Raw genomic sequence first — 20,334 nt, 5'->3', positions numbered from 1 at the left:
GCCGGCCACGGGCCGCGTGGAGGCCCGTCCTGCGCCCGGCGGGCCGGGGCCCGCACTCCATGGCAGTTAGGGCGGGCCAAGGCCCGCCTCCATGCCAGTCAGGGCGGGCCAAGGCCCGCCCTACGCTCAGGCCGCGCTGGGCGCGGTTTCCGCGTCGGGGGCGTCGGTTTCGCCCTTCGACACCATCGCCGCGATCGCGAGGTCGCCGGTCACGTTCAGCGTGGTCCGGCACATGTCGAGGAAGTGGTTGACGCCCAGGATCAGGCCGATGCCTTCGGGCTTCACGCCCACCATCGCGCAGATCAGCGCCACCACCGGCAGCGAGCCCGAGGGCACGCCCGCGGTGCCGATGCCGCCGAGGATGCAGACGAACATCACCGTCACCTGCTGCGTGAGCGACAGGTCCACGCCGAAGAACTGGGCGAGGAAGATCACCGTCACGCCCTCGAACAGCGCGGTGCCGTTCTGGTTGGCGGTGGCGCCGACGGTCAGCACGAAGCGCGAGATGCGCTTGGGCAGGCCGAGTTCGTCGGCGATGCGTAGCGAGGTCGGCAGGGTCGCGTTGCTGGAGGCGGTGGAGAACGCCAGCAGCATCGCTTCCTGCGCGCCGCGGAAGAACTTCAGCGGCGACCAGCCGCCGATCAGCTTCAGCGCGATCGAATAGGTGACGAACAGGTGCAGCGCCAGCGCCAGCACCACCACGCCGACGTAGCTGGCGAGCTTGCCGAGCAGGTCCCAGCCGAACACGACGGTCATGTTGAACATCAGCGCCGCCACCGCGTACGGCGCGAGGCGGATCACCAGCCCTATCAGGGTCATCGACACGTCGAACAGGCCCTGGATGCCGCGCTTGAGGGTTTCGGTCGCTTCGTTGCGCGCGAGCACCAGGCCGATGCCGAGCATCAGCGCGAAGAACATCACCGACAGGATGGTGCTGTTGCTGGAGGCGGCGGCGACGATGTTGTCCGGCACGATCGACAGCAGCATGTCGAGGCCCTTGGGCTGCGCCCCGGCGTCGCTGACGATGCCGCGCGCGCGCTCGGCGTTGTCGCTGAGCAGCTTCAGCGCCTGCGCCTCGTCGACGCCGGCACCGGGCTTGAACAGGTTGACCAGCACCAGGCCGAGCACGACCGCGAGCGCCGACATCACCACGGTGTAGACCAGCGTGCGCCAGCCGACGCGGCCGAACGCGCGCACGTCGCCCATCTCCGACACGCCGATCACCAGCGCCGAGAACAGCAGCGGGATCACCAGCATGAAGATCAGGCGCAGGAAGATCGTCGCCGCCGGCTGGGTCACGTAGGTGGTGATCGCCTTGACCCAGGCCACGTCCGCGCCGACCGCGTAGTGCACGACCAACCCGAGCGCGAGGCCGACGAGGAAGCCGACCAGCATCTTCCAGTGCAGCGGCAGCTGCTTTCGCGGGGTCGTGGAGGCAGCGTCGGTCATGGTCGGATTCGCGAATTGGCGCCGGAGCGGACGGCGGCGAGCTTAGCAAACGCGGCCACGGGCCCCGCCGGAAGCGCGGAGATGCGGTGGAAACTGCCGCCGCGGTCGCGCTATTCCGGATACAGCGGCGGCAACAGCGCCGGCGCGGACGCCGCGACGCGGCGCCATTTCGGCCCCTTGGCGAAGGCGTTGCGCAAGGCCTGTCGCGCACGGGCACCATCGCCGTTGCCCCAGCGTGCGCGTTGCAGGGCCGCGACCGCGTCGCGTTGCGCCGGATCGTCCAGGCGCTGCAGGAGTTCGTCCACGTCGCGCGCGGGCGGCGTCGCCATCAGCCGCAAGGTGTCGCCGACATCGCCGAGGTCGCCCGTTTCGAGCGCGCAGCGCAGGTCAGCCAGCGTGTGCGCGGATGGCGTTGCTGCGGTATCGCTCGCCCCGGACGCACGTGCCTGCACGCGATGGCTGCCGTGGTGTGCGCGCTGGTGCAGCGCCCACAGCAGGGTGAGCAGCCACAACGCGGCGAACAGCAACGTCGCCAGCACCCAGCCCCGCGCCAGACCGGCGCGCCCCAGGCCGGCGCGCGCCGCCGCGCGCGCGATGGGCGTCGCGGCCGTGTCCGTCGCGGCGGCGCCTGCACCCGCGGCGCCGCCGGCATCCGTGACGTTCCAGGAAATCGGCGGCAGCGTCGCGGTACGCCGGCTCCCGGCCAGCACGTCCCACCAGTCGATGCGCAGGCCCGGCAGCGTCACCGCGCCGGCCTGCGACGGCACCAGGGCGAAGCGCCGCGTCAGCTTCACCCGCGGCCGGCCTTCGCGGAAGGTCTCGTCGGCCTGCACGGGATCGGCGAAGACCTGCACGCCATCGATCGCCGGCAACTGCAGCTCGGGCATCTGCGCGGCGGTCGCGCCATCGGCCACGGCTTCGATGACCACGCCGCCGGCGCTGCCCGCGCGCAGGTCGCGCGGCGTGCTCGTGTAACGCAACTGCAGCGAGCGCAACGGCAACCACGGTTGCGGCGCGTTCGCCGGCGCCGCCTGCACCTGCAGCACCCGCGTGGGCGCGCGCGCACTGAGCGCACCACCGCGGTCGCCGAACAGTTCCTCGAAGAAGCCGCCGGTACCGCGCCCCTCGAAGACGGCACCGGGAATCGTCAGCGCACCGCTGCGCTCGGGCACCAGTTGGTAGCGGCGTTCGATGACTTCATAACGCCGCCCCGCCACGTCGCGCGTGAAGCGCACGTCCTCGCCCACCTGCTGCAGCGCGGCGCCGTCGGGCGCGGGCTGGTCGAGCTGCCCCGACACCAGCGGCGCCGCCGAATACAGGCGCACGACCCAGCCCACGGTCTGCTGCACGTAGGGACTGGCGGCGTCGGCTTCGCTCTCGATGAAGACGTCGTCGCCGGCACGGGCCAACGCCGGCGCGCTGGCGGCTTCCACCTGCAGCAGGATCGGCTGGGTGCGCGCGTTGCCGACCTGCAACGCGGGTATCACCAGGCGCCCGGCGCGGCGCGGTTGCAGCGCGACCGCATACAGGCTGTGCACGCCGCTGCCGTCCATTTCGGTGCGGCTGCTGCGCCCGCTGACGCTGAAGTCGCGTTGCAACGGGTCGTAGTCCGGACGCGCCATGCCGTCGGTGCGGATGTTCAGCGTCACCGTTTCGTTCGCGGCGATGCTGTCGCGATCGACCCACGCGCGTGTCTGCGCCAGCGCGGGCAATGCCAGCAGCATGAGCAGCAGGGCGATGGCGGCACGGGCGAGTCGGGAAATCGCATTCACGGTTCGACGGCTCCCTTGGCCACGCGGCGTTCGTATTCGAGGCGGAATTTCGCGCGCAGCAGGCCACCCGGATCGTCCGGAATGCGCCGCAGCCAGGCTTCGTTGGCGAGCCGGCGTTCGCGCTGTTCGGGGGTTTCTTCGACCGGCGCCTTCGCTTTCTTGTCGCCCTTGCCGGCCTGGGCATCGCGTTGTTGTTGCAGGGCGCGTTGCATGCGTTCGCGTTGCGCGCGGTCGGCCTCGGCCTGCGTCGCGGCGTCGGGCGTGGCCTGCGCGGACGGGTCGGCCGACTGCGAGGCCTGCTGCTTTTTCTGATCGGGATTGCGGCCCTGCTGCGCAGTCGATTGCCTATCGCCCGCACCGTTCTGCTGGCCCTCGCCGGGCTTCTGGTTCGCCTGTCCTTGTTGCTGGCCCTGCTGTCCTGGCCCTTGTGTGCCTTGCGACTGCTTGGACTGTCCGCCCTTGCCGCCCGACTGCTGCTGGCGCTTCATCGCCGCCTGCACGGCACGGCGATTGGCAATTGCATCGGCCATGCCCGGCTGCTGCTTCAGTGCGCGGTCGTACGCTTCGATGGCCTGCGGATACCGGCCCGCCTGCGCCAGCGCATTGCCGCGGTTGTAATGCGCGGTCGCGCTGTCGACGTCGGCGTATTGCCGCTCCGCCGCCTGGAAGTCGCCCCGGCGGTAGGCCGCATTGCCCTCCTGCACACGCGCATGTGCGCTCTGGTCCGGACGCCGCCACAGGTCGGCCGCGTGCGCGCCGCTTACCGGCCAGGCACCGCACAGCACCACCACGACCAGCAGCGCACCGCTGCTGCGACGGAACGCGAACAGCATCAGCGCCATGAGCGGCAGCAGCAGCCAATAGCCCTCGTCGCGCCATGCCAGTGCGCTGGCGCCCTTGCCCGTCGCTTCGGCGCGCCCCGGGTCGAGCAGGCCCAGGGCGTCCAGGTCGCTGTCGTCGCTGGCGAGTGCGCGGTAGCGGCCGTGGCCGCTGTCGGCGAGTCGACGCAGCGATGCCGGGTCCAGATGCGCCTTCGCGATGCCACTGTCGAGGCGGCGGTAGGCCGCGCCCGCTTCACTGCCCAGTCCCAACGCCGACACGCGATAGCCCGCAGCGGCGGCGTCCGCGGCCGCGCTGACCGCGCCGTCGTCGGCGTGGTCGGTGATGAGCAGGATGTCGCCACGGTTCGCACCCGCGCGACGCAGCAATTCACTCGACCATGCCACCGCCTGCGCTGCGCGCTGGCCGTCGCGTGGCATCACGTCGGGTTGCAGCGAATCGAGGAACAGCGCGACGTTCGCCGCATCGTCGGTGAGCGGCGCGACGGTGAACGCGTCGCCGGCGAAGACCACCAGGCCGACCTGTCCGCCTTGGCGTTCACGCAGCAACGTCGACAACTTGGCCCGCGCCTGCGCCAGCCGCGAGGGCGGCATGTCGCTGGCCAGCGTCGCGCTGGACAGGTCCAACGCCACCACCAGCGGCGCATGGCTCTGCCACAGCGGCTGCCCGGATTGCCGCCACGCCGGGCCGGCCAGTGCCAGGATCGCGAGCACGTAGGCGCACGCCGCCATCCATGCCCCGAGCGCGCTGCGCCGGTCGCCATGTGCGTCCAGCAGGTGCGGCAGCAGGTGCGGATCGACGAGCTGTTGCCAGGCGCTATTGCGTCGCTGGCGACGTCGCCACCACCACGCCAGCAGCGGCAAGGCCACCAGCGCCAGCAGCCACCACGGCCGCAGGAAGTGCAGCGCGGCGAATTCGCCCAGCGGGTTCATGCGCGCCTCCGCGGCCACGCCAGCGCCAGGAGCGCGCACAGCAACGCCGCACCGAGCGGCCAGGCGTAGCGCTCCAGCCTCGGACGCACCGCCTGGCCCGGGCGGCGCACGGGTTCGAGCCGGTCGATCTCGGCATAGATGCCCGCAAGCTCGCCGGTGTCGCGCGCGCGGAAGAAGCGCCCACCGGTCTGCTTGGCGATCGCGTGCAGCGAGGTCTCGTCGATTTCGTCGCCCCCGCCCGGCATCGGCAGCTTGAAGCCGAACAACGACAACGAGCCTTCGCCGCCGAAGGCGACGGTGTGCACGCGTACGTGTTCACCACGCGCGAGTTCCGCCGCCTTGGCCGGGTCCAGCGTGCCGGCGGTATTGACGCCGTCGGTCAGCAGGATCACCACGCGCTGCTCCGCCGGCTGGGTGCGCAGGCGTTTGACCGCGAGGCCGATGGCATCGCCGATCGCCGTCTCCTGCCCGGCCAGGCCGACCACGCTGTCGCCGAGTTGTTCGCGCACCGAATCGCGGTCGAGCGTGAGCGGGGTCAGCGCATAGGCGCGACGCCCGAACACCAGCAGCCCCACGCGGTCGCCCGCACGCCGGTCCAGGAAATCGGCGAGCACGGCTTTCGCGGCAGTGAGGCGATCGACCGGACGCCCGCCCAGTTCCATGTCGGGCTCGGCCATGCTGCCGGACAGGTCGAGCGCGAGCATCAGGTCGCGCCCCACCTGCGGCGGCTGCACGGCTTCGCCCAGCTGTTGCGGGCGTGCCGCGGCGATGCACAGCAGGATCCAGGCCAGCACCAGCAACGGATGCACGCGTCCGCCGCGCAAGGCGCGCCCGCCCACCTGCGCGATGGCATCGAAGCGCGCGCCATAGGGAACACGCAGGGCGGCGCCGCTCGTGCGCGATGCGGGCAGTAGCCAGCGCGCCAACAGCGGCAACGGCAATGCCAGCAGCAGCCACGGCCATGCGAACAGGTCCAGCACGGCATCGGCGGAAGCAAACGCCGGCACGGTTACTTCACCATCCAGTCGACGAAGCGTGCGCGCGCCAGCGACTGCAACGCGGCGACGCGCGTCAGGTCCGTGTCGCGGCGGAAACCGCCGTCGAGCAGCAAGCGGCCCTCGCCCTGCGAGAACGGCGCGCGTGCATCGCCGGCATCGAGGAAGGCCAGCCAGGCATCGCCCGACAGCGTGTCGGCGTGGCGATCGCGGCGCCGCGCCGCCCGGCGCAACAGCTGCGACATGGCGGCGACCTGCGCGGACGCGCCGGCATCAACGGCGAGCGCGTCGTCGAACATCCGCGTCACGCGCCGGATCCGGCGCTGCCGGCTGCGCCGCCACAGCACGCACGCCACGACCACGGCGACCAGGACCGCGGCGAGCGCCCACCAGCCCGATGCCGGCGGCCACCAGGAAGGTGCCGGGGACGGGTGGATATCGCGGAGGACGAGGCCGGGATCGTTCATCACGCCACCAGCGGGCGCATCCGCCCAAGCAGCGGCAGCCACGATTCGCTGGGCAGCTCCGTCGACAGGGCTTGCGCGCGGATGCCGCGTGCGGACAGGCGCGTTAGCGCGGCTTCGATGGGCGCGCCGAATTCGCGCAACCAGCGTTGGCGCTGTGCTGGCGAGGCGAGGTCCAGTTCGACGCGGTGGCCCTCGCGACTGAACGGCAACGCCTGTTTGGGCGGCTGGGTTTCCAGCGGGTCCGTCAGCAACAGGACGACCACTTCTTGGTGCTGCGCCAGCGCGGACCAGCGTTGATCGGTGATGGCGACCGCGCTGTGCGGATCTGCGAGGATCACCAGCCGCGCGCCGGGCCGCAGCAGTCGCTGTGCATGGTCGAGGGCGATGCCCAGGCCGGCATCCTCTCCCGGCGGTTGTGCGTACCAGCGCACCAGTGCATCGAGCACGCGCAGGCCGCCGCGTGCGCCCGACGCCGGCGCGATTGGCGGCTCGCGCACGCTGCCGCGCAGCGCGGCGATGCGGTCGCCATCGCGCACCGCCGCCCACGCGGCCACGGCACCCGCACGCGCCGCCTGCACCGACTTGAAGCGCGTGCGCGTGCCGAAGTACAGCGCAGGCGCGGTGTCGGCGACGATCAGGGTGAGGCGCTCGCGTTCGGCCTGGAACAATTTGGTGTGCGCGCGCCCGGTGCGCGCGGTCAGGCGCCAATCGATGTGGCGGGCATCGTCGCCGGCCACGTAGTCGCGCGATTCCGCGTATTCCATGCCACGCCCGCGCAGTGGCGACAATGCGTGCCCGCTGGCACCGTGCCGCCCCTGGCGCGCACGGCGATGCCCACTGACGCTTGCACGCAGCGCCACCAGTTCCTCCAGCGTCGGCTGGATGCCATCGTGGCGCAGCGCGTCGCCGGCAGCCGCGTTGTCGCCCATCAGGGCAGCGGCACCAGCCGCAGCAGGTCGGCGACCAGGCGATCGCCGTCCCAGCCTTCCGCCGTGGCTTCGTAGCTGGGCAGGATGCGATGGCGCAGTACGTCGGGCGCGATCGCGCGGACGTCGTCTGGCGTCACGAAGTCGCGCCCGGCCAGCCAGGCGTGCGCGCGCGCACAGCGTTCGAGCGCGATCGAGCCGCGCGGGCTGGCGCCCCAGGCGATCCGGCGCGCGAGCGCGGCGTCGTAGCGCTGCGCGTTACGCGATGCCAGTACCAGTTCGATCAGGTAGCGCTCCACCGCCGGGGCGACGTGGAGCTCGAGCAGCGCGGCCCGAGCGGCAAAGACGTCCGCCAAGGGCATGCGCGCGATGGCCGCGGGTGCCGAACGCACGCTGGCGCGGGCGCGTTCACGGGCGAGACGGAGGATTTCCGATTCCGTCGCGGCCTCGGGGTAGCCGATCCGCACGTGCATCAGGAAGCGATCCAGCTGTGCTTCGGGCAAGGGGAAGGTGCCCTCCTGCTCGATCGGGTTCTGCGTCGCCATCACCAGGAACAGCGCGGGCAAGGCATAGGTCTGCCGCCCGACCGTGACCTGGCGCTCGCCCATCGCTTCGAGCAGCGCCGATTGCACTTTCGCCGGTGCGCGATTGATTTCATCGGCCAGCAGCAGCGGGTGGAAGATCGGGCCGGGTTGGAATTCGAAGCGGCCGTCCTGCGGTCGCCACACTTCGGTGCCGGTCAGGTCGGCCGGCAGCAGGTCGGGGGTGAACTGCACGCGCGCGAAATCGGCGTCCAGGCGCGCGGCCAGCGCCCGGATCGCGCTGGTCTTGGCCAGGCCCGGCGCGCCCTCGACGAGCAGGTGGCCGTCGGCGAGCAGGGCGATCAGGAGGCGGTCGATCAGCGCGCCCTGGCCCACGATTTCCGCCGCCAGCGCCGTGCGCAGGTCGTGGAACGCAGCGTGGAGCCGGCCGTTGGTTTCATTGCCGATTCCGCCGGGAATCGGGGGGATGCTGCTGTCCATGGGCGCTCACCTGCGGGCTCGGTCCATTCTGACCGAAGTGGCGGCGGCAAGTTCGCCCGGGGCGTCGCGGTTTCAGGCACGCGACAGCCAGCCCGAAAACGCGACGGGGGCCTTTCGGCCCCCGTGCATGGTGCAGCGGTTGTGTTGGATCAGCGCTGCGCGACCTGCAGCACCTTCGGCGTCACGAAGATGAGCAGTTCGGCCTTTTCCTTGTTCTTGCCCTTCTTCTTGAACAGGTTGCCGAGGAAGGGAATGTCGCCGAGGAACGGCACCTTCTGGATGTCGCTGCGATCGCGGAACTCGTACACGCCGCCGATGACCACGGTCTGGCCGTCCTCGATCAGCACGGCAGTGTTGACCTCACGCTTGTTGATCAGCGGCACGCTGCCGATCGAGGCTTCCACGAAATCCTCGACTTCGTCCTTCTTCACGTTCATGTTGAGGAAGACGCGACCGTCGTTGGTGATGGTCGGTGTCACCTTCATTTCCAGCAGCACGTCCTTGAACTGGACCGTCTGCTGCGCGACCTGGCCACCGGCGCCCTGGCCCTGGGTCACCGTCACGTAACCGACTTCCTGGCCCTGACGGATCAGTGCCTCGCGCTGGTTGCTGGTGACGACGCGCGGGTTCGAGATGACTTCGCCGCGGCCTTCTTCCTGCATCGCCGACAGCTCGACGTCGAGCAGGTAGCCGGCATTGAGAATCGAGAGCGCCAGGGCGCCGGCCGGGCTCTGCACCGGCAGGTTCACGTTGAAGTCTTTCGAAGTGTTGAAACGCGACTGGCCGGCCTGCTGCGCGGCGGCGCGTGCCTGTGCGCTGGCCGACGAGGCCTCCGCACTGCCGCCGAAGCCGAGGCTGCTGCGATCGCCGTCCTTGCCGGTGGCACCGTTGATCCCGAACCGCGCACCGATCTCGCGCGCGAAGGTCTCGGTCGCGATCACGATGCGGGCTTCGATGATGACCTGGTCCACCGGGCGGTCGATGACCCGGACCAGTTCACGGATCTGCGCGACCTTCTTCGGGATGTCGCTGACCATCAGCGTGTTGGTGCGGTCGTCGGCCACGAGACGGCCGCGGCCCGAGAGGAAGCCGGTGTCGTTCTGGCTGCCCTGACCTTGGCCTTGGCCAGTGCCACCAACGCCCTTCGCCTCGGTCAGCGCCTTATAGATGGCGCCGGCGTTGTGGTAGTTGATCTGGATGTACTCCGTGACCAGGTCGACGCGATTGTCGAGCGCGATACGCGCGTCTTCCTTGTCCTGCTCGTACTTGGCGATCTCGGACTGCGGTGCAATCCAGATCACGTTGCCGCTACGGCGCTTGTCCAGCCCCTTGGCCTGCAGGACGATGTCCAGGGCCTGGTCCCAAGGCACGTTCACCAAACGCAGGGTCACATTGCCCTGCACGGTGTCGGCGGCGACAACGTTAAGTCCGGACTCTTCGGCGATGAGCTGGAGCACCGTACGCACCGGCACGTCCTGGAAGTTGAAGGTCACCGGACGGCCGCCGTAGGCCCGAGCCGGCGCCGCAGCAGTGGTCGCGGCACCGACAGCGCGCTGCTTGGAGGCTGCGGCGCGCGGCACGATTTCCACGATGTAATCGCGACCCGTCTGGTAGGCCATGGATTCGTAGGCGCCGTTGGTGTTCAACACCAGTTGGGTGCCGTTGCCGGCCGGGCGCGCGTCGATGGACTGCACCGGCGTGGCGAAGTCGGTGACGTTCAACGGCTTCTGCAGGTTCGTCGGCAGCTGCGCGTTGCCGACATTGATCGTCACCGTCGAACCCGTGCTACGCAGGTCCGGAGTCGCGCCATCGCCACTGAAACGTAGGATGAGCTTGCCGGCTCCGCCATCGCCACGCTTGAAATCGATATTGGAAACCGAGATGGCGCCCGGAAGCTGCTTGGCGGGATCATTGCTCGACATCGGCGCGGCCGCGGGAGCGACCTGGGCGACGAAGGTCGGCGTGAACGTGCCGCCCGCCGACGGCGTGGCGGCCTGGGCCGCACTGAAGCCTGCAAGCAGCCCGATTGCGAGGCCGATGCCGGTGCGCGTGGAGCGGTTGGCGTTGAAAACGGTCATCGTGTCATCCCCCAATCATTGATCTTCTAATGCGACTGTTGCTGGACGTTCCAGCCAGCCGCCCGCGCCATCCGGCACCAGTTCCACCAACTCGATGCGGTCTTCAAACACACCGGTTACCCGCCCGTCGCTCTGCCCCAGGTAGTTCCCCGGGCGAACACGGTAGGTGACCTTGTCGGGCGCCATCACCAGCGCGATCGTCCCCGCGCCACGACCCAGCGTCCCCACCATGTCCAGGCTGTCGAGCGGGAACTGCTCCAGCGTTTGCTTGCGGCGCTGGCGATCCGGACGCGGGCCGGAGCCGTTGTCGGTGTCGGTGAAGGCGGTGCTGAAGGGATCGCGCAGTGCGTACGCCGAATATTCGAACGTCTCGAACTGCTGCATCACCGGCAACGGATCCAGCGGCGGCGCAGGTCGTGCCTTGACCTCGGCGGTCCACTTTTCCAGGTTTGGCGCATCGCCCGGCGTGCTGGTGATACCACGGGCGCAGCCCGCGGCGGCTAGCACCAGCGCAACCAATGCGATCCCGCGGAAAAAACCGGCAGCGCGTTCAGAAGGTAGCAGCATCTCAGGTCCCTCCCTTCGTGCCGTTCGGGCCGCCGGCAGTCTTGGCTGCGGCCTCCTGCTCGGCCACCTCGTCTTCGTCGAGGTAGCGATATGTCTTCACCGTGCCGGCAAGCTCAAGCGCGCTGTTGGGCGTAATCGGCATGGGCTTTCCGGCCCTGTCCTTCTCGCGAGGCTTCAGCGAGATGTCGTGCATGGTCATGATCACCACGCGCGGCAGCGTCGCCACGCCGCTGACGAAGCCGCCGAACTGGTGGTAGGTACCCACCATGCGCAGCGAAATCGGCTTCTCGGCGTAGAACTCCTTGGGGATTTCCGGGCCGGGCTGGAACAGCTCGTTGGTGATCCCCGTCGCCAGCGCCGTCTGGGAAATGTCGACGATGAGGTCTGGCATTTCGGTCTTGCTCGGCAGCTGGCGCAGCATCTGCTTGAGCTGCTCTTCCATCTGGGCCAGCTGCTGCTTGAGCGGCTCCAGGTTGGCGGCGCGGCCCTGCTTGGTCTCGAACTCCAGGCGCAGCTCTTTCTCCTGGCCTTCCAGTGCACTGAGCTCGTTCAGCTTGTCGCGGACGAACAGCCACCAGCTGAGGAAGATGATCAGGAGCGCGATGATCACGCAGAAGCCCACCTTAGCCTGCTGCGGCCAGGCGCCCATGTTGTTGAAGTCGAGATCCCGCAGCGAGAATTTCTTGGCGCTCACGAGGCGGCTCCTTGTTGGGCAGGGGCGGCAGCCGGGGGAGTAGCGGGAGCCGCAGGCGCGGGGGCACTACCTGCGGGCGCAGCGCCGGCCGGCGGTGCCGCCGGGGCATCGGGCTTGCCGTCGCCGTCCTCGTCCTTGGGCGCGTTCGGGTTGGCGAGCTTGACGCTCAACTTGAACTCGTTCGGAAGCGCCTTGTCGTTGCCCTTCGCCTCAATGATCGACAGATCCGGCTTGGTCATCCAACCGGAGCTTTCGAGGTTGCGCATGTAGGTACTGACGCGGGCGTTGGATTGCGCCCGGCCTTCCAGGGTTAGCGTGTCTTCGTCCTGCTTGATCGAAGTCAGGATCACGCCGTCCGGAATCGTCCGCACCAGCGAATCGAACAGATGGACCATCTGCGAGCGGTTCGCCTGCAGCTTCTCGATGATTTCCTTGCGGGCGAGCAGCTTGGCCTTCTTCTCGTCCAGCAGCTTGATCTCGTCGATCTGCTTCTGCACCAGAGCGATCTGGTCGTCGAGGTACTTGTTACGTTCGTGCTGGCCGCTGATCTGGGCGCTGTAGTAGCCGACCATCAGGAACGACAGCAGGACGGCACCAAGGGCCGACATGCCGAGCAGGATGCCGAATTCCTTCTGGCGCTGCTTGCGCCGTTCGACGCGCCACGGGAGGAGGTTGATCCGTGCCATCAGTCGAAGCTCCTCAGGGCGAGGCCACAGGCGATCATCAGCGCAGGTGCATCCTGCGCCAGTGCGTGCGCCTGCACGCGGGGACCGAGCGTCATGTGCGCCAGCGGGTTGGCTACGAGCGTGGGCACGCCGAGGTGCTCCTCGACCATCTGGGCGATGCCCGGAATGGCCGCGTTGCCGCCGGCGAGCACGATCTGGTCGACGCGGTTGAACTCGCTGCCGGCATAGAAGAACTGCAGCAGGCGGCTCACCTGCTGGACCATGGCTTCCTTGAAGGGCTCGAGCACTTCGGCCTGGTAGCTTTCCGGCAGGCCGCCCTGGCGCTTGGCCAGACCCGCTTCCTCGTAGCTGAGTCCGTAACGGCGCATCACTTCGTCGGTGAGCTGCTTGCCGCCGAACACCTGTTCGCGGCTGTACAGGCTGCGGCCGTTGCGCAGGACGTTGAGCGTGGTCATCGTCGCGCCGGAGTCGATCAGCGCGGTCAGGCCGTCGCGTGGGCCACTCAGCTGGTTGGCGAGCAGCGCGAACGCGTTCTCGATCGCGAACGCTTCCACGTCCATGACCTTCGGGGTGAGGCCGCCGATTTCCAGCGCCGAGGAGCGCAGTTCGACGTTCTCCGAACGGGACGCCGCGAGCAGCACCTGCAGCGTGCCCGGGTTGTTGGCCATCGGGCCGAGCACCTCGAAATCGAGGTTCACTTCCTCGATCGGGTACGGCACGTAGTTGACGGCCTCGAGTTCGACCTGCGATTCGAGGTCGTCCTCGTCGAGATCGGCCGGCATCGGGATCACCTTGGTGATGACCGACGAGCCCGCCACCGCAGCAGCGGCGTACTTGACCTTGGTGCCGGAGCGATTGACCGCGCGCTTGATCGCCTCGCCCACCGCCTCGACCTCGACGATGTTCTTCTCGACCACGGCATTCGGCGGCAGCGGCTCGACCGCATAGTGCTCGACGCGGTAGCGGTCGCCAGCCTTCGAGAGCTGCAACAGCTTCACCGCGGTCGAACTGATGTCCACGCCGACGAGGGTCGGCTGGCCTTTTGTGACGATCCCCACGATTTTTCTCCCCATGCCACAAGCGCTTACGCGCACTTCGTGTGGCTGCGCCTTAAATATCGGACTTTCCCCGAACTGGCAACTCCCCCGCGCCCCGAACTGCCAACCAGACCGCCTTTCCCTCTGAACGCTGAACCGGAACCGGAACGGCCGTGGCAGTCACCGTACCCCCATACGGACCCGGCCCGGCGGGGCCCCACCCCAACCTGTGCCGCCGCCCCCGGCCCAGAGCTTCGACCACCGACCACCATCGACCGGCTGTCCCGACAGCAGAACCCGCGACGCCCAGGAGCCGGTGCCGTGACGCAACTGCGCAGGCTTCCAACCAAGTTGCGACGTCCATCGCTACAACGGACTTGCGCTGGGCGTTCGCAATGTTGCCGAGCCGGTGCCGCCACGCGCCTCCTCTATACTCCTCGACCACAACACCCGCAATCGCCGCTGCCAGGAATTCCGCTTCGATGCCACGTTTTCGTCGTTTGCTGCGCTGGTCGCTGATCGCAGCCGCCAGCGCGGCCCTGCTGGGCGCGATCGCGCTGGGCACCTTGTACTTCCTCATCGCTCCCAAGCTCCCGGACGTGGAGACGCTGCGCAACGTCGAGTTGCAGGAGCCGATGTACGTGTATTCGCGCGACGGCAAGCTGATGGCGCTGTTCGGCGAGACCCGGCGCTACCCCACCAATATCGAGGACGTGCCCGAGCGTCTGAAGCAGGCCTTCCTCGCCGCCGAGGACGCGCGCTTCTACAAGCACCACGGCGTCGACTACAAGGGCACCGCGCGTGCGGTCTGGCTGCTGCTGACCACCGATGACCGGCGCGTGCCGGGTGGGTCGACCATCACCCAGCAGGTCGCGCGCCAGTTCTTCCTCAGCCAGGAATACAGCTACAAGCGCAAGCTCGCCGAGATGATGCTGGCGATGCGCATCGAGAACGAACTCAGCAAGGACGAGATCTTCGAGCTGTACCTCAACAAGAGCTTCTTCGGCCACCGCTCCTACGGCGTCGCGGCGGCCGCCGAGTTCTATTACGGCAAGAAGCTGGGCCAGCTCGACCTGGACGAGATGGCATCGCTGGCGGCGATCCCGAAGTTTCCCTCGACGGCCAATCCGCTGAGCAATCCGGCGCGCGCGAAGGAACGCCGTGACGTCTACATCCTGCAGCGCATGGCGCAGCTGAAGTACGTCACCCAGGCCGAAGCCGACGCGGCCAAGGCCGTGCCGATGCACGCACGCCCGCACGAGCGTCCCGTCGAAGTGAGCGCGCCCTACGTGGCGGAGATGGTGCGACAGGAAATGGTCGCCCGTTACGGCGCCGAGGCCCTGACCAAGGGCTACCACGTCACCACAACCATCGATCCGACCCTGCAGGCGTCGGCCGACAAGGCGATCCGCGCGGGCCTGCGCACTTACGACCTGCGCCACGGCTGGCACGGGGTCGAGCAGCACTTCGACCTGGCCGACAACGAGGACGAAGCCACGACGCTCGCGCGCCTGCGCAACACCTCGGCCCAGGCCGACCTGCTCCCGGCGATCGTGCTCGCGGTGACGGATGGATCGGCCACGGTCCTGCTCGGCGACGGCAGCCGACTCGAACTCTCCGCGAGCCAGGGCTGGAACGGCCAAGCCCCGGGCAAGCTGGTCAAGCGCGGCGACCTGGTCCGCGTGCTGCGCAGCGAAGCCGAGGCCACCGCCGCGCCAGCCGCCGACAAGGCAGCGCCCCCCAAGCCCGCGACCGGCATCCGCTACTCGCTCGCCCAGGTCCCGCGCGCGCAAGCCGCCTTGGTATCGCTGGAGCCCGGCACCGGCGCATTGCGCTCGTTGTCCGGCGGCTACAGCTTCGCCGGCAACAAGTTCAACCGCGCCACCCAGGCCCGTCGCCAGCCGGGGTCGAGCTTCAAGCCGTTCGTGTATTCGGCGGCGTTCGAACGCGGCTTCAATCCCGCTTCGATCGTGCTCGACGCCCCGGTGGTGTTCAAGGATCGCCGCGGCCACATCTGGCGCCCGCAGAACGACACCGGCAACTTCGCCGGCCCGATGCGCCTGCGCGAGGCGATGGTGCAGTCGCGCAACCTGGTGTCGGTGCGCCTGCTCGATGCGATCGGCGTGGACTACGCGCGCAAGTACATCAGCCACTTCGGCTTCGAGGAGAAGGAACTGCCGCCGAACCTGTCGATGTCGCTTGGCACCGCGTCGCTGACGCCGCTTTCGGTGGCGCGTGGCTTCTCCACGTTCGCCAACGGCGGCTTCCTCGTCACGCCCTGGTTCGTCGACGAGGTGCGCGACAGCAACGGCGCCGTGCTGTTCAAGGAAAAGCCCGCCACGGCCTGCCCGCAATGCGGCATCGGCAGCGCCGGCAAGGTGGTGGCCGCGCCGACGGCACCCACGGAAGTGGCCGGCTTCGACTTCGGCCCGGCCGGCGCCCCCCAGCCCGCGGCCAAGGCGCCCGACCAGAGCAAGCCCAAGGAAACCAAGGCGCCGCCGGCCGACATGGTCGTGGCCCCGCGCGCCATCGACAACCGCATCGCCTACCAGATCGTGTCGATGCTGCGCGACGTCGTCCTGCGCGGCACCGGCACGCCGGCCAAGGTGTTGAACCGCGAAGACGTCGGCGGCAAGACCGGTTCGACCAACGACCACCGCGATGCCTGGTTCTCCGGCTTCGGCGGCCCCTACGTCACCACCGTCTGGGTCGGTCGCGACGACTACAAATCGCTGGGTTACCGCGAATACGGCGGCAAGGCGGCACTGCCGATCTGGATCGATTACATGCGCGTGGCCCTGAAGGACCAGCCCATCGTCGCCAACGAGCCGCCCGAGGGCATGGTCAAGGTGTCGGTCGCCGCCAACGGCGCGTTGCTGCCGGAAGGCAACGGCGGCGTGGTCGAATGGGTGAAGGCCGAAGACCTCGACCGCATGGAGACCTACGTCGATTACGGCCCGCAGGACGCCACGCCGACCGAGGAATCGTTCGACATCTTCTGATGTCCGCAACCAGCAGGTACACCTGAAGCGGGCCGATGGCCCGCTTCTTTTTTGCCCGAAGCGGCCGCGCGCGGGCGCAATCCCATGCCGATTCCTGATTCACACGCGCCGTGCTAGCGTTGCCCGTGCCGGCTGCAGGCTGGCCGCGGCGAAGAGGGTCGCCGTCGTCGTGCAAGCCGCGGAGGTCGCATGCGCCAGGCCCGACAGCACGCCCACCAACACGCCCAGACCCGGACCTTCGAGCGCCGGCGCAGCCTTGCGCACGAAGCCGCGCGGCTGATGGTCGAGGGCGGCATCCGCGACTACCACCAGGCCAAGCTGAAGGCCGCGCAGCGGCTGGGCATCTTCGACGATGCTTCGTTGCCGGGCAACCGCGAAATCGAAGACGCCCTGCGCGAATACCAGCGCCTGTTCCAGCGCGACAGCGCGCTCGCGTTGCGCACGCGCCGCGAGGCGGCCTTGCGCGCGCTGGAATTCTTCGCCGGCTTCGAACCGCGCCTGGTCGGGCCGGTGCTCGAAGGCACCGCCGACGCGCGCACAGCGGTCGCCCTGCACCTGCACAGCGACGATCCCGATGCCGTGCATCGCTACCTCGACCAGCACGCGATTCCCGCGCAGTCGCGGACCCGTCGCATCCGGCTCGACCGCGAGCGCAGCGACGATGTCCCCGTCTGGGTTTTCAGCGCCGAGGGCCTGCCCTTCGACCTGACCGTGCTGCCGCGCGACGTCCTGCGCCAGGCGCCGCTGTCCAGCATCGACGAGAAGCCGATGCGCCGCGCCTCGGCCGCGCAGTTGCGGCAGATGGTCGCCGACGAGGAAATCGCCGGTTACGAGGCCGGTCGCGACTAGCCACCCCCGATTGCCGCAACGAAAACGAAAACGCCCCGCGATGCGGGGCGTTTTCTCCGAGCTTCGTGGCTCAGCGCTTGTCGAAGTCAACGTAGTCGCGCGACGGCGAACCGGTGTAGATCTGGCGCGGGCGGCCGATCTTGTTCTCCGGGTCGTTCTGCTGTTCCAGCCAATGCGACACCCAGCCGGCGGTACGCGCGATCGCGAACATCACCGTGAACATCTCCACCGGGATGCCCAGCGCCTTGTAGATGATGCCGGAGTAGAAGTCGACGTTCGGGTACAGCTTGCGCTGGATGAAGTAGTCGTCCTGCAGCGCGGCCTCTTCCAGTTTCATCGCCACGTCGAGCAGCGGATCGTTGATGCCCAGCTCGCCCAGCACCTTGTGGGTCATGGTGCGGATGATCTTGGCGCGCGGATCGAAGTTCTTGTAGACGCGGTGGCCGAAGCCCATCAGGCGGAAGCCCGACTCCTTGTCCTTGGCCTTGGCGATGGCGGCGCCGACGTTCTCGGGCCTGCCGATTTCAGCCAGCATCTTCAGCACCGCTTCGTTGGCACCGCCGTGCGCCGGTCCCCACAGCGCAGCGACGCCCGCGGCGACGCTCACGTACGGGTTGGCGCCGGTCGAACCGACCAGGCGCACGGTCGAGGTCGACGCGTTCTGCTCGTGGTCGGCGTGCAGGATGAAGAGCAGGTCCATCGCCTTGGCGGCGACCGGGCTGAGCTCGAGCGGCTCGCTCGGCACTTCCTTCAGCATGTGCAGGAAGCGCGTGGTGTATTCGAGGTTGTTGCGCGGATAGCGGATCGGCCAGCCGATCGAGTAGCGGTAGCACGCAGCCGCGATCGTCGGCACCTTGGCGATCAGGCGGATCGCGGCCAAGCGGCGCTGCTCGGGGTCTTCGATGTCGAGCTTGTTGTGGTAGAAGCTCGCGAGCGATCCCAGCATGCCCGTCAGCATCGCCATCGGATGCGCGTCGTGACGGAAGCCGTAGAGGAAGGTGCGGAACGCCTCGTGCATCATCGTGTGATGCGTGACTTCGTGCTCGAACGTCGCGAACTCGTCCTTGGTCGGCAGCTCGCCGTTCATCAGCAGGTAGGCGACTTCGAGGAAGCTCGACTTCTCCGCGAGCTGCTCGATCGGGTAGCCGCGATACAGCAGCACGCCGGCGTCGCCGTCGATGTAGGTGATCGCCGAGCGGCAGCTCGCCGTGGCGGTGAATCCGTTGTCGTAGGTGAAGCAGCCGGTTTCCTTGGGCAGCTTGCCGATGTCGATGCACGGGGCACCCAGGGTGGGCTGGTGCACCGGCAGGGTGACGGTCTTGTCGCCCGCGGTCAGGGTGACCTGATCGAGGCCGGACTTGGTGGGCTCGGACACGCAACGCTCCTGGTATCTGCACGCCGCAGGGACGGCCGCGGCGGATGGAGGGAAACACCTTCGGTGTAGTCGTTCGCGGACGGGCCGCGACAGAGAATTATTGCACAAGCATTCGCCACGACAGGGTGGTACCAAAGTCGTATGCAGCGTTCCAACTAGAGCGTCTGCTCGAAATAGTCGTTCGGAAATCGGCGTGGAATGCCACGTCCTGCGTGAAGGCAACGCCCGTCCGGCGCGATACCGGAAAAACACAAAGCCCGCCGATGGCGGGCTTTGCTGAGAGGCCGATCGCCCATCTGGGCGACCTGCGAATCAAGGATCGTCAGCGCTCGCGCGATCCGCGCGGAAGCGGGATCACTTCTGCGCGTAGCGCTTGCGGAACTTGTCGACGCGACCGCTGGTGTCCACGATCTTGTGCTTGCCCGTGTAGAACGGGTGCGAAGCCGAGGTGATATCCAGCTTGATCAGCGGGTATTCGTTGCCGTCTTCCCACTTGATCGTTTCCTTGCTGGCAAGGGTCGAGCGGGTCAGGAACGCGAAATCGGTCGTCACGTCCTGGAAGATGACTTCACGGTAGTCGGGATGGATGCCGGTCTTCATGACAACGAACCAATAGATTGCGGGGAAAGTCGGGCAGTATAGCGACGCCCTCCCCTTCCATGCAAGCCCGGCACCCGCCCCGAATCAACGGGCGGCCAGGGCGGCGGCCACCAGGGCCTCGAACCGGGCCTGGTCGTAGCGCAGCAGGATGCGGGCATTGTCGGGGCGCCCGCTCTCCCGGCGCCAGTCGATGAGGGTCGCGCCGCGGGCGTGGCGCCCTTCGGTCTCGACCGCCAGCGGGCGTTCCTCGACCTGCAGCGCCCCCTCCGGGGCCAGGGCGAAGGCCATCGCCAGCCCATCCGCGGAGTGCCAGCGGTTGCCGCGGCGCTCGCCGGCCCATGCCCGGGTCTTGCGGGAGATCGCGTCGTAGAAGCGGGCGCGCGGCGAGTCGCTCGCCAGCCATCGGTCCACGTCGACGTCGAGCAGGCCGTGCTCGACGGTCGCCTCCCAGTCGCTCAGGTCGATGCGTTCGAAGGCAGCGAAGACGATATGCGCGGCTTCCGGATCGAAGGCGATGTTGAACTCCGCCGCCGGTGTGATGTTGCCGTGCGCGGTGATGGCACCGCCCATGACCACGCAGCGCGCGATGCGCGAGGGCAGCGTCGGGTCGAGCTTCAGCGCCAATGCCACGTTGGTCAACGGCCCCAGCGCGACCAGCACCAACCGGCCGGCGTGCTCATGCGACAGGCGCAGGATCGCCAGCGCGGCATGCTCCACATGCGGCTGTCGCGTCGCGGGGTCGTAACCGATGTCACCGAAGCCGTCGACGCCGTGCACGTACGCGGCGTCGCGCGCCGGATGCAGCAGCGGTGCGGCACAGCCGGGGAACACCGGCACGTTGACACCCGCGACCTCGCACAGCTTCAGCGCATTGGCGACGGTGTGCGACAGGCCGACGTTGCCGGCGGCGATGGTGAGTCCGACCACGTCGTGGCGCGGATCGTTGAACGCCATGAGCAGCGCGAGGGCGTCGTCGACACCCGGATCGGTGTCGATCAGGAGCGGGATACGGTCGGTCATGGCCGCATTATGACGATTGTCGA

At 68.5% G+C, this 20,334-nt stretch carries 17 protein-coding genes; 2 read left to right on the top strand and 15 right to left on the bottom strand.

All coding sequences use genetic code 11. The features are described from left to right. Positions 1-126: 126 nt before the first annotated feature. From H8B22_RS09680 to H8B22_RS09625, 12 genes are all read right to left on the bottom strand, one after another. Complete coding sequence (locus H8B22_RS09680) at positions 127-1,449, bottom strand: dicarboxylate/amino acid:cation symporter (protein ID WP_187711225.1); 1,323 nt, start codon at positions 1,447-1,449, stop codon at positions 127-129. Positions 1,450-1,559: 110 nt separating this feature from the next. Beyond that, complete coding sequence (locus tag H8B22_RS09675) at positions 1,560-3,173, bottom strand: BatD family protein (RefSeq protein WP_187713610.1); 1,614 nt, start codon at positions 3,171-3,173, stop codon at positions 1,560-1,562. A 44-nt stretch (positions 3,174-3,217) separates the two neighbouring features. Next, positions 3,218-4,993, bottom strand: coding sequence for a VWA domain-containing protein (locus H8B22_RS09670; protein WP_187711224.1), 1,776 nt, complete (start codon positions 4,991-4,993; stop codon positions 3,218-3,220). After that, entirely contained in the window at positions 4,990-6,000 is a 1,011-nt protein-coding gene (locus H8B22_RS09665; RefSeq protein ID WP_225876180.1) for a vWA domain-containing protein, read from the bottom strand. The genes H8B22_RS09670 and H8B22_RS09665 overlap by 4 nt, the downstream gene beginning before the upstream one ends. 2 nt (positions 6,001-6,002) lie before the next feature. After that, positions 6,003-6,455: a DUF4381 family protein gene (locus H8B22_RS09660; RefSeq protein WP_187711223.1), complete on the bottom strand. Its 453-nt coding sequence runs from the start codon at positions 6,453-6,455 to the stop codon at positions 6,003-6,005. Beyond that, positions 6,455-7,384, bottom strand: coding sequence for a DUF58 domain-containing protein (locus tag H8B22_RS09655; RefSeq protein WP_187711222.1), 930 nt, complete (start codon positions 7,382-7,384; stop codon positions 6,455-6,457). The genes H8B22_RS09660 and H8B22_RS09655 overlap by 1 nt, the downstream gene beginning before the upstream one ends. Then, positions 7,384-8,403 (bottom strand): AAA family ATPase, encoded by a 1,020-nt coding sequence (locus H8B22_RS09650; RefSeq protein WP_187711221.1) that lies wholly within the window; start codon positions 8,401-8,403, stop codon positions 7,384-7,386. The genes H8B22_RS09655 and H8B22_RS09650 overlap by 1 nt, the downstream gene beginning before the upstream one ends. A gap of 149 nt (positions 8,404-8,552) precedes the next feature. Next, on the bottom strand, positions 8,553-10,481 hold the full coding sequence (locus H8B22_RS09645; RefSeq protein WP_407060806.1) for a type IV pilus secretin PilQ: 1,929 nt from the start codon (positions 10,479-10,481) through the stop codon (positions 8,553-8,555). Between the two features lie 15 nt (positions 10,482-10,496). Then, positions 10,497-11,048 carry a pilus assembly protein PilP gene (locus H8B22_RS09640; protein ID WP_187711220.1) on the bottom strand — a complete coding sequence of 184 codons (552 nt, stop codon included), beginning with the start codon at positions 11,046-11,048 and terminating at the stop codon, positions 10,497-10,499. A gap of 1 nt (position 11,049) precedes the next feature. After that, positions 11,050-11,742 carry a type IV pilus inner membrane component PilO gene (locus H8B22_RS09635; RefSeq protein WP_187711219.1) on the bottom strand — a complete coding sequence of 231 codons (693 nt, stop codon included), beginning with the start codon at positions 11,740-11,742 and terminating at the stop codon, positions 11,050-11,052. Then, the gene (locus H8B22_RS09630) at positions 11,739-12,428 is read right to left on the bottom strand and encodes a PilN domain-containing protein (protein WP_187711218.1); all 690 of its coding nucleotides are present in this window, start codon (positions 12,426-12,428) and stop codon (positions 11,739-11,741) included. The genes H8B22_RS09635 and H8B22_RS09630 overlap by 4 nt, the downstream gene beginning before the upstream one ends. Beyond that, positions 12,428-13,501: a pilus assembly protein PilM gene (locus tag H8B22_RS09625; RefSeq protein ID WP_187711217.1), complete on the bottom strand. Its 1,074-nt coding sequence runs from the start codon at positions 13,499-13,501 to the stop codon at positions 12,428-12,430. Before H8B22_RS09625 ends, H8B22_RS09630 begins: the two co-directional genes overlap by 1 nt. Positions 13,502-13,947: 446 nt before the next feature. Here H8B22_RS09625 and H8B22_RS09620 point away from each other — a divergent pair, with 446 nt between their 5' ends. Both H8B22_RS09620 and H8B22_RS09615 read left to right on the top strand, forming a co-directional pair. Next, positions 13,948-16,467 (top strand): penicillin-binding protein 1A, encoded by a 2,520-nt coding sequence (locus H8B22_RS09620; RefSeq protein ID WP_187711216.1) that lies wholly within the window; start codon positions 13,948-13,950, stop codon positions 16,465-16,467. Between the two features lie 189 nt (positions 16,468-16,656). Continuing rightward, the gene (locus tag H8B22_RS09615) at positions 16,657-17,316 is read left to right on the top strand and encodes a hypothetical protein (RefSeq protein WP_187711215.1); all 660 of its coding nucleotides are present in this window, start codon (positions 16,657-16,659) and stop codon (positions 17,314-17,316) included. 70 nt (positions 17,317-17,386) lie between these two features. Here H8B22_RS09615 and H8B22_RS09610 read toward each other — a convergent pair whose 3' ends face one another. From H8B22_RS09610 to H8B22_RS09600, 3 genes are all read right to left on the bottom strand, one after another. After that, complete coding sequence (locus H8B22_RS09610) at positions 17,387-18,691, bottom strand: citrate synthase (protein WP_187711214.1); 1,305 nt, start codon at positions 18,689-18,691, stop codon at positions 17,387-17,389. A 354-nt stretch (positions 18,692-19,045) separates the two neighbouring features. After that, positions 19,046-19,291: a type B 50S ribosomal protein L31 gene (locus H8B22_RS09605; protein ID WP_187711213.1), complete on the bottom strand. Its 246-nt coding sequence runs from the start codon at positions 19,289-19,291 to the stop codon at positions 19,046-19,048. Between the two features lie 84 nt (positions 19,292-19,375). Next, positions 19,376-20,311: a nucleoside hydrolase gene (locus tag H8B22_RS09600; RefSeq protein WP_187711212.1), complete on the bottom strand. Its 936-nt coding sequence runs from the start codon at positions 20,309-20,311 to the stop codon at positions 19,376-19,378. Positions 20,312-20,334: the final 23 nt, after the last annotated feature.

Source organism: Lysobacter terrestris (assembly GCF_014489475.1).
Taxonomy (GTDB): Bacteria; Pseudomonadota; Gammaproteobacteria; order Xanthomonadales; family Xanthomonadaceae; genus Agrilutibacter; species Agrilutibacter terrestris.
Note: the sequence above shows the minus strand (reverse complement) of the source record. Positions and strands in the feature narration are given on the sequence as shown.

What these genes read in the sequence shown, in the direction of transcription:
- H8B22_RS09680 (WP_187711225.1), bottom strand. Translation starts at nt 1,449, where the DNA reads ATGACCGACGCTGCCTCCACGACCCCGCGAAAGCAGCTGCCGCTGCAC.
- H8B22_RS09675 (WP_187713610.1), bottom strand. Translation starts at nt 3,173, where the DNA reads ATGCTGCTGGCATTGCCCGCGCTGGCGCAGACACGCGCGTGGGTCGAT.
- H8B22_RS09670 (WP_187711224.1), bottom strand. Translation starts at nt 4,993, where the DNA reads ATGAACCCGCTGGGCGAATTCGCCGCGCTGCACTTCCTGCGGCCGTGG.
- H8B22_RS09660 (WP_187711223.1), bottom strand. Translation starts at nt 6,455, where the DNA reads ATGAACGATCCCGGCCTCGTCCTCCGCGATATCCACCCGTCCCCGGCA.
- H8B22_RS09655 (WP_187711222.1), bottom strand. Translation starts at nt 7,384, where the DNA reads ATGGGCGACAACGCGGCTGCCGGCGACGCGCTGCGCCACGATGGCATC.
- H8B22_RS09650 (WP_187711221.1), bottom strand. Translation starts at nt 8,403, where the DNA reads ATGGACAGCAGCATCCCCCCGATTCCCGGCGGAATCGGCAATGAAACC.
- H8B22_RS09645 (WP_407060806.1), bottom strand. Translation starts at nt 10,481, where the DNA reads ATGACCGTTTTCAACGCCAACCGCTCCACGCGCACCGGCATCGGCCTC.
- H8B22_RS09640 (WP_187711220.1), bottom strand. Translation starts at nt 11,048, where the DNA reads ATGCTGCTACCTTCTGAACGCGCTGCCGGTTTTTTCCGCGGGATCGCA.
- H8B22_RS09630 (WP_187711218.1), bottom strand. Translation starts at nt 12,428, where the DNA reads ATGGCACGGATCAACCTCCTCCCGTGGCGCGTCGAACGGCGCAAGCAG.
- H8B22_RS09625 (WP_187711217.1), bottom strand. Translation starts at nt 13,501, where the DNA reads ATGGGGAGAAAAATCGTGGGGATCGTCACAAAAGGCCAGCCGACCCTC.
- H8B22_RS09620 (WP_187711216.1), top strand. Translation starts at nt 13,948, where the DNA reads ATGCCACGTTTTCGTCGTTTGCTGCGCTGGTCGCTGATCGCAGCCGCC.
- H8B22_RS09615 (WP_187711215.1), top strand. Translation starts at nt 16,657, where the DNA reads ATGCGCCAGGCCCGACAGCACGCCCACCAACACGCCCAGACCCGGACC.
- H8B22_RS09605 (WP_187711213.1), bottom strand. Translation starts at nt 19,291, where the DNA reads ATGAAGACCGGCATCCATCCCGACTACCGTGAAGTCATCTTCCAGGAC.
- H8B22_RS09600 (WP_187711212.1), bottom strand. Translation starts at nt 20,311, where the DNA reads ATGACCGACCGTATCCCGCTCCTGATCGACACCGATCCGGGTGTCGAC.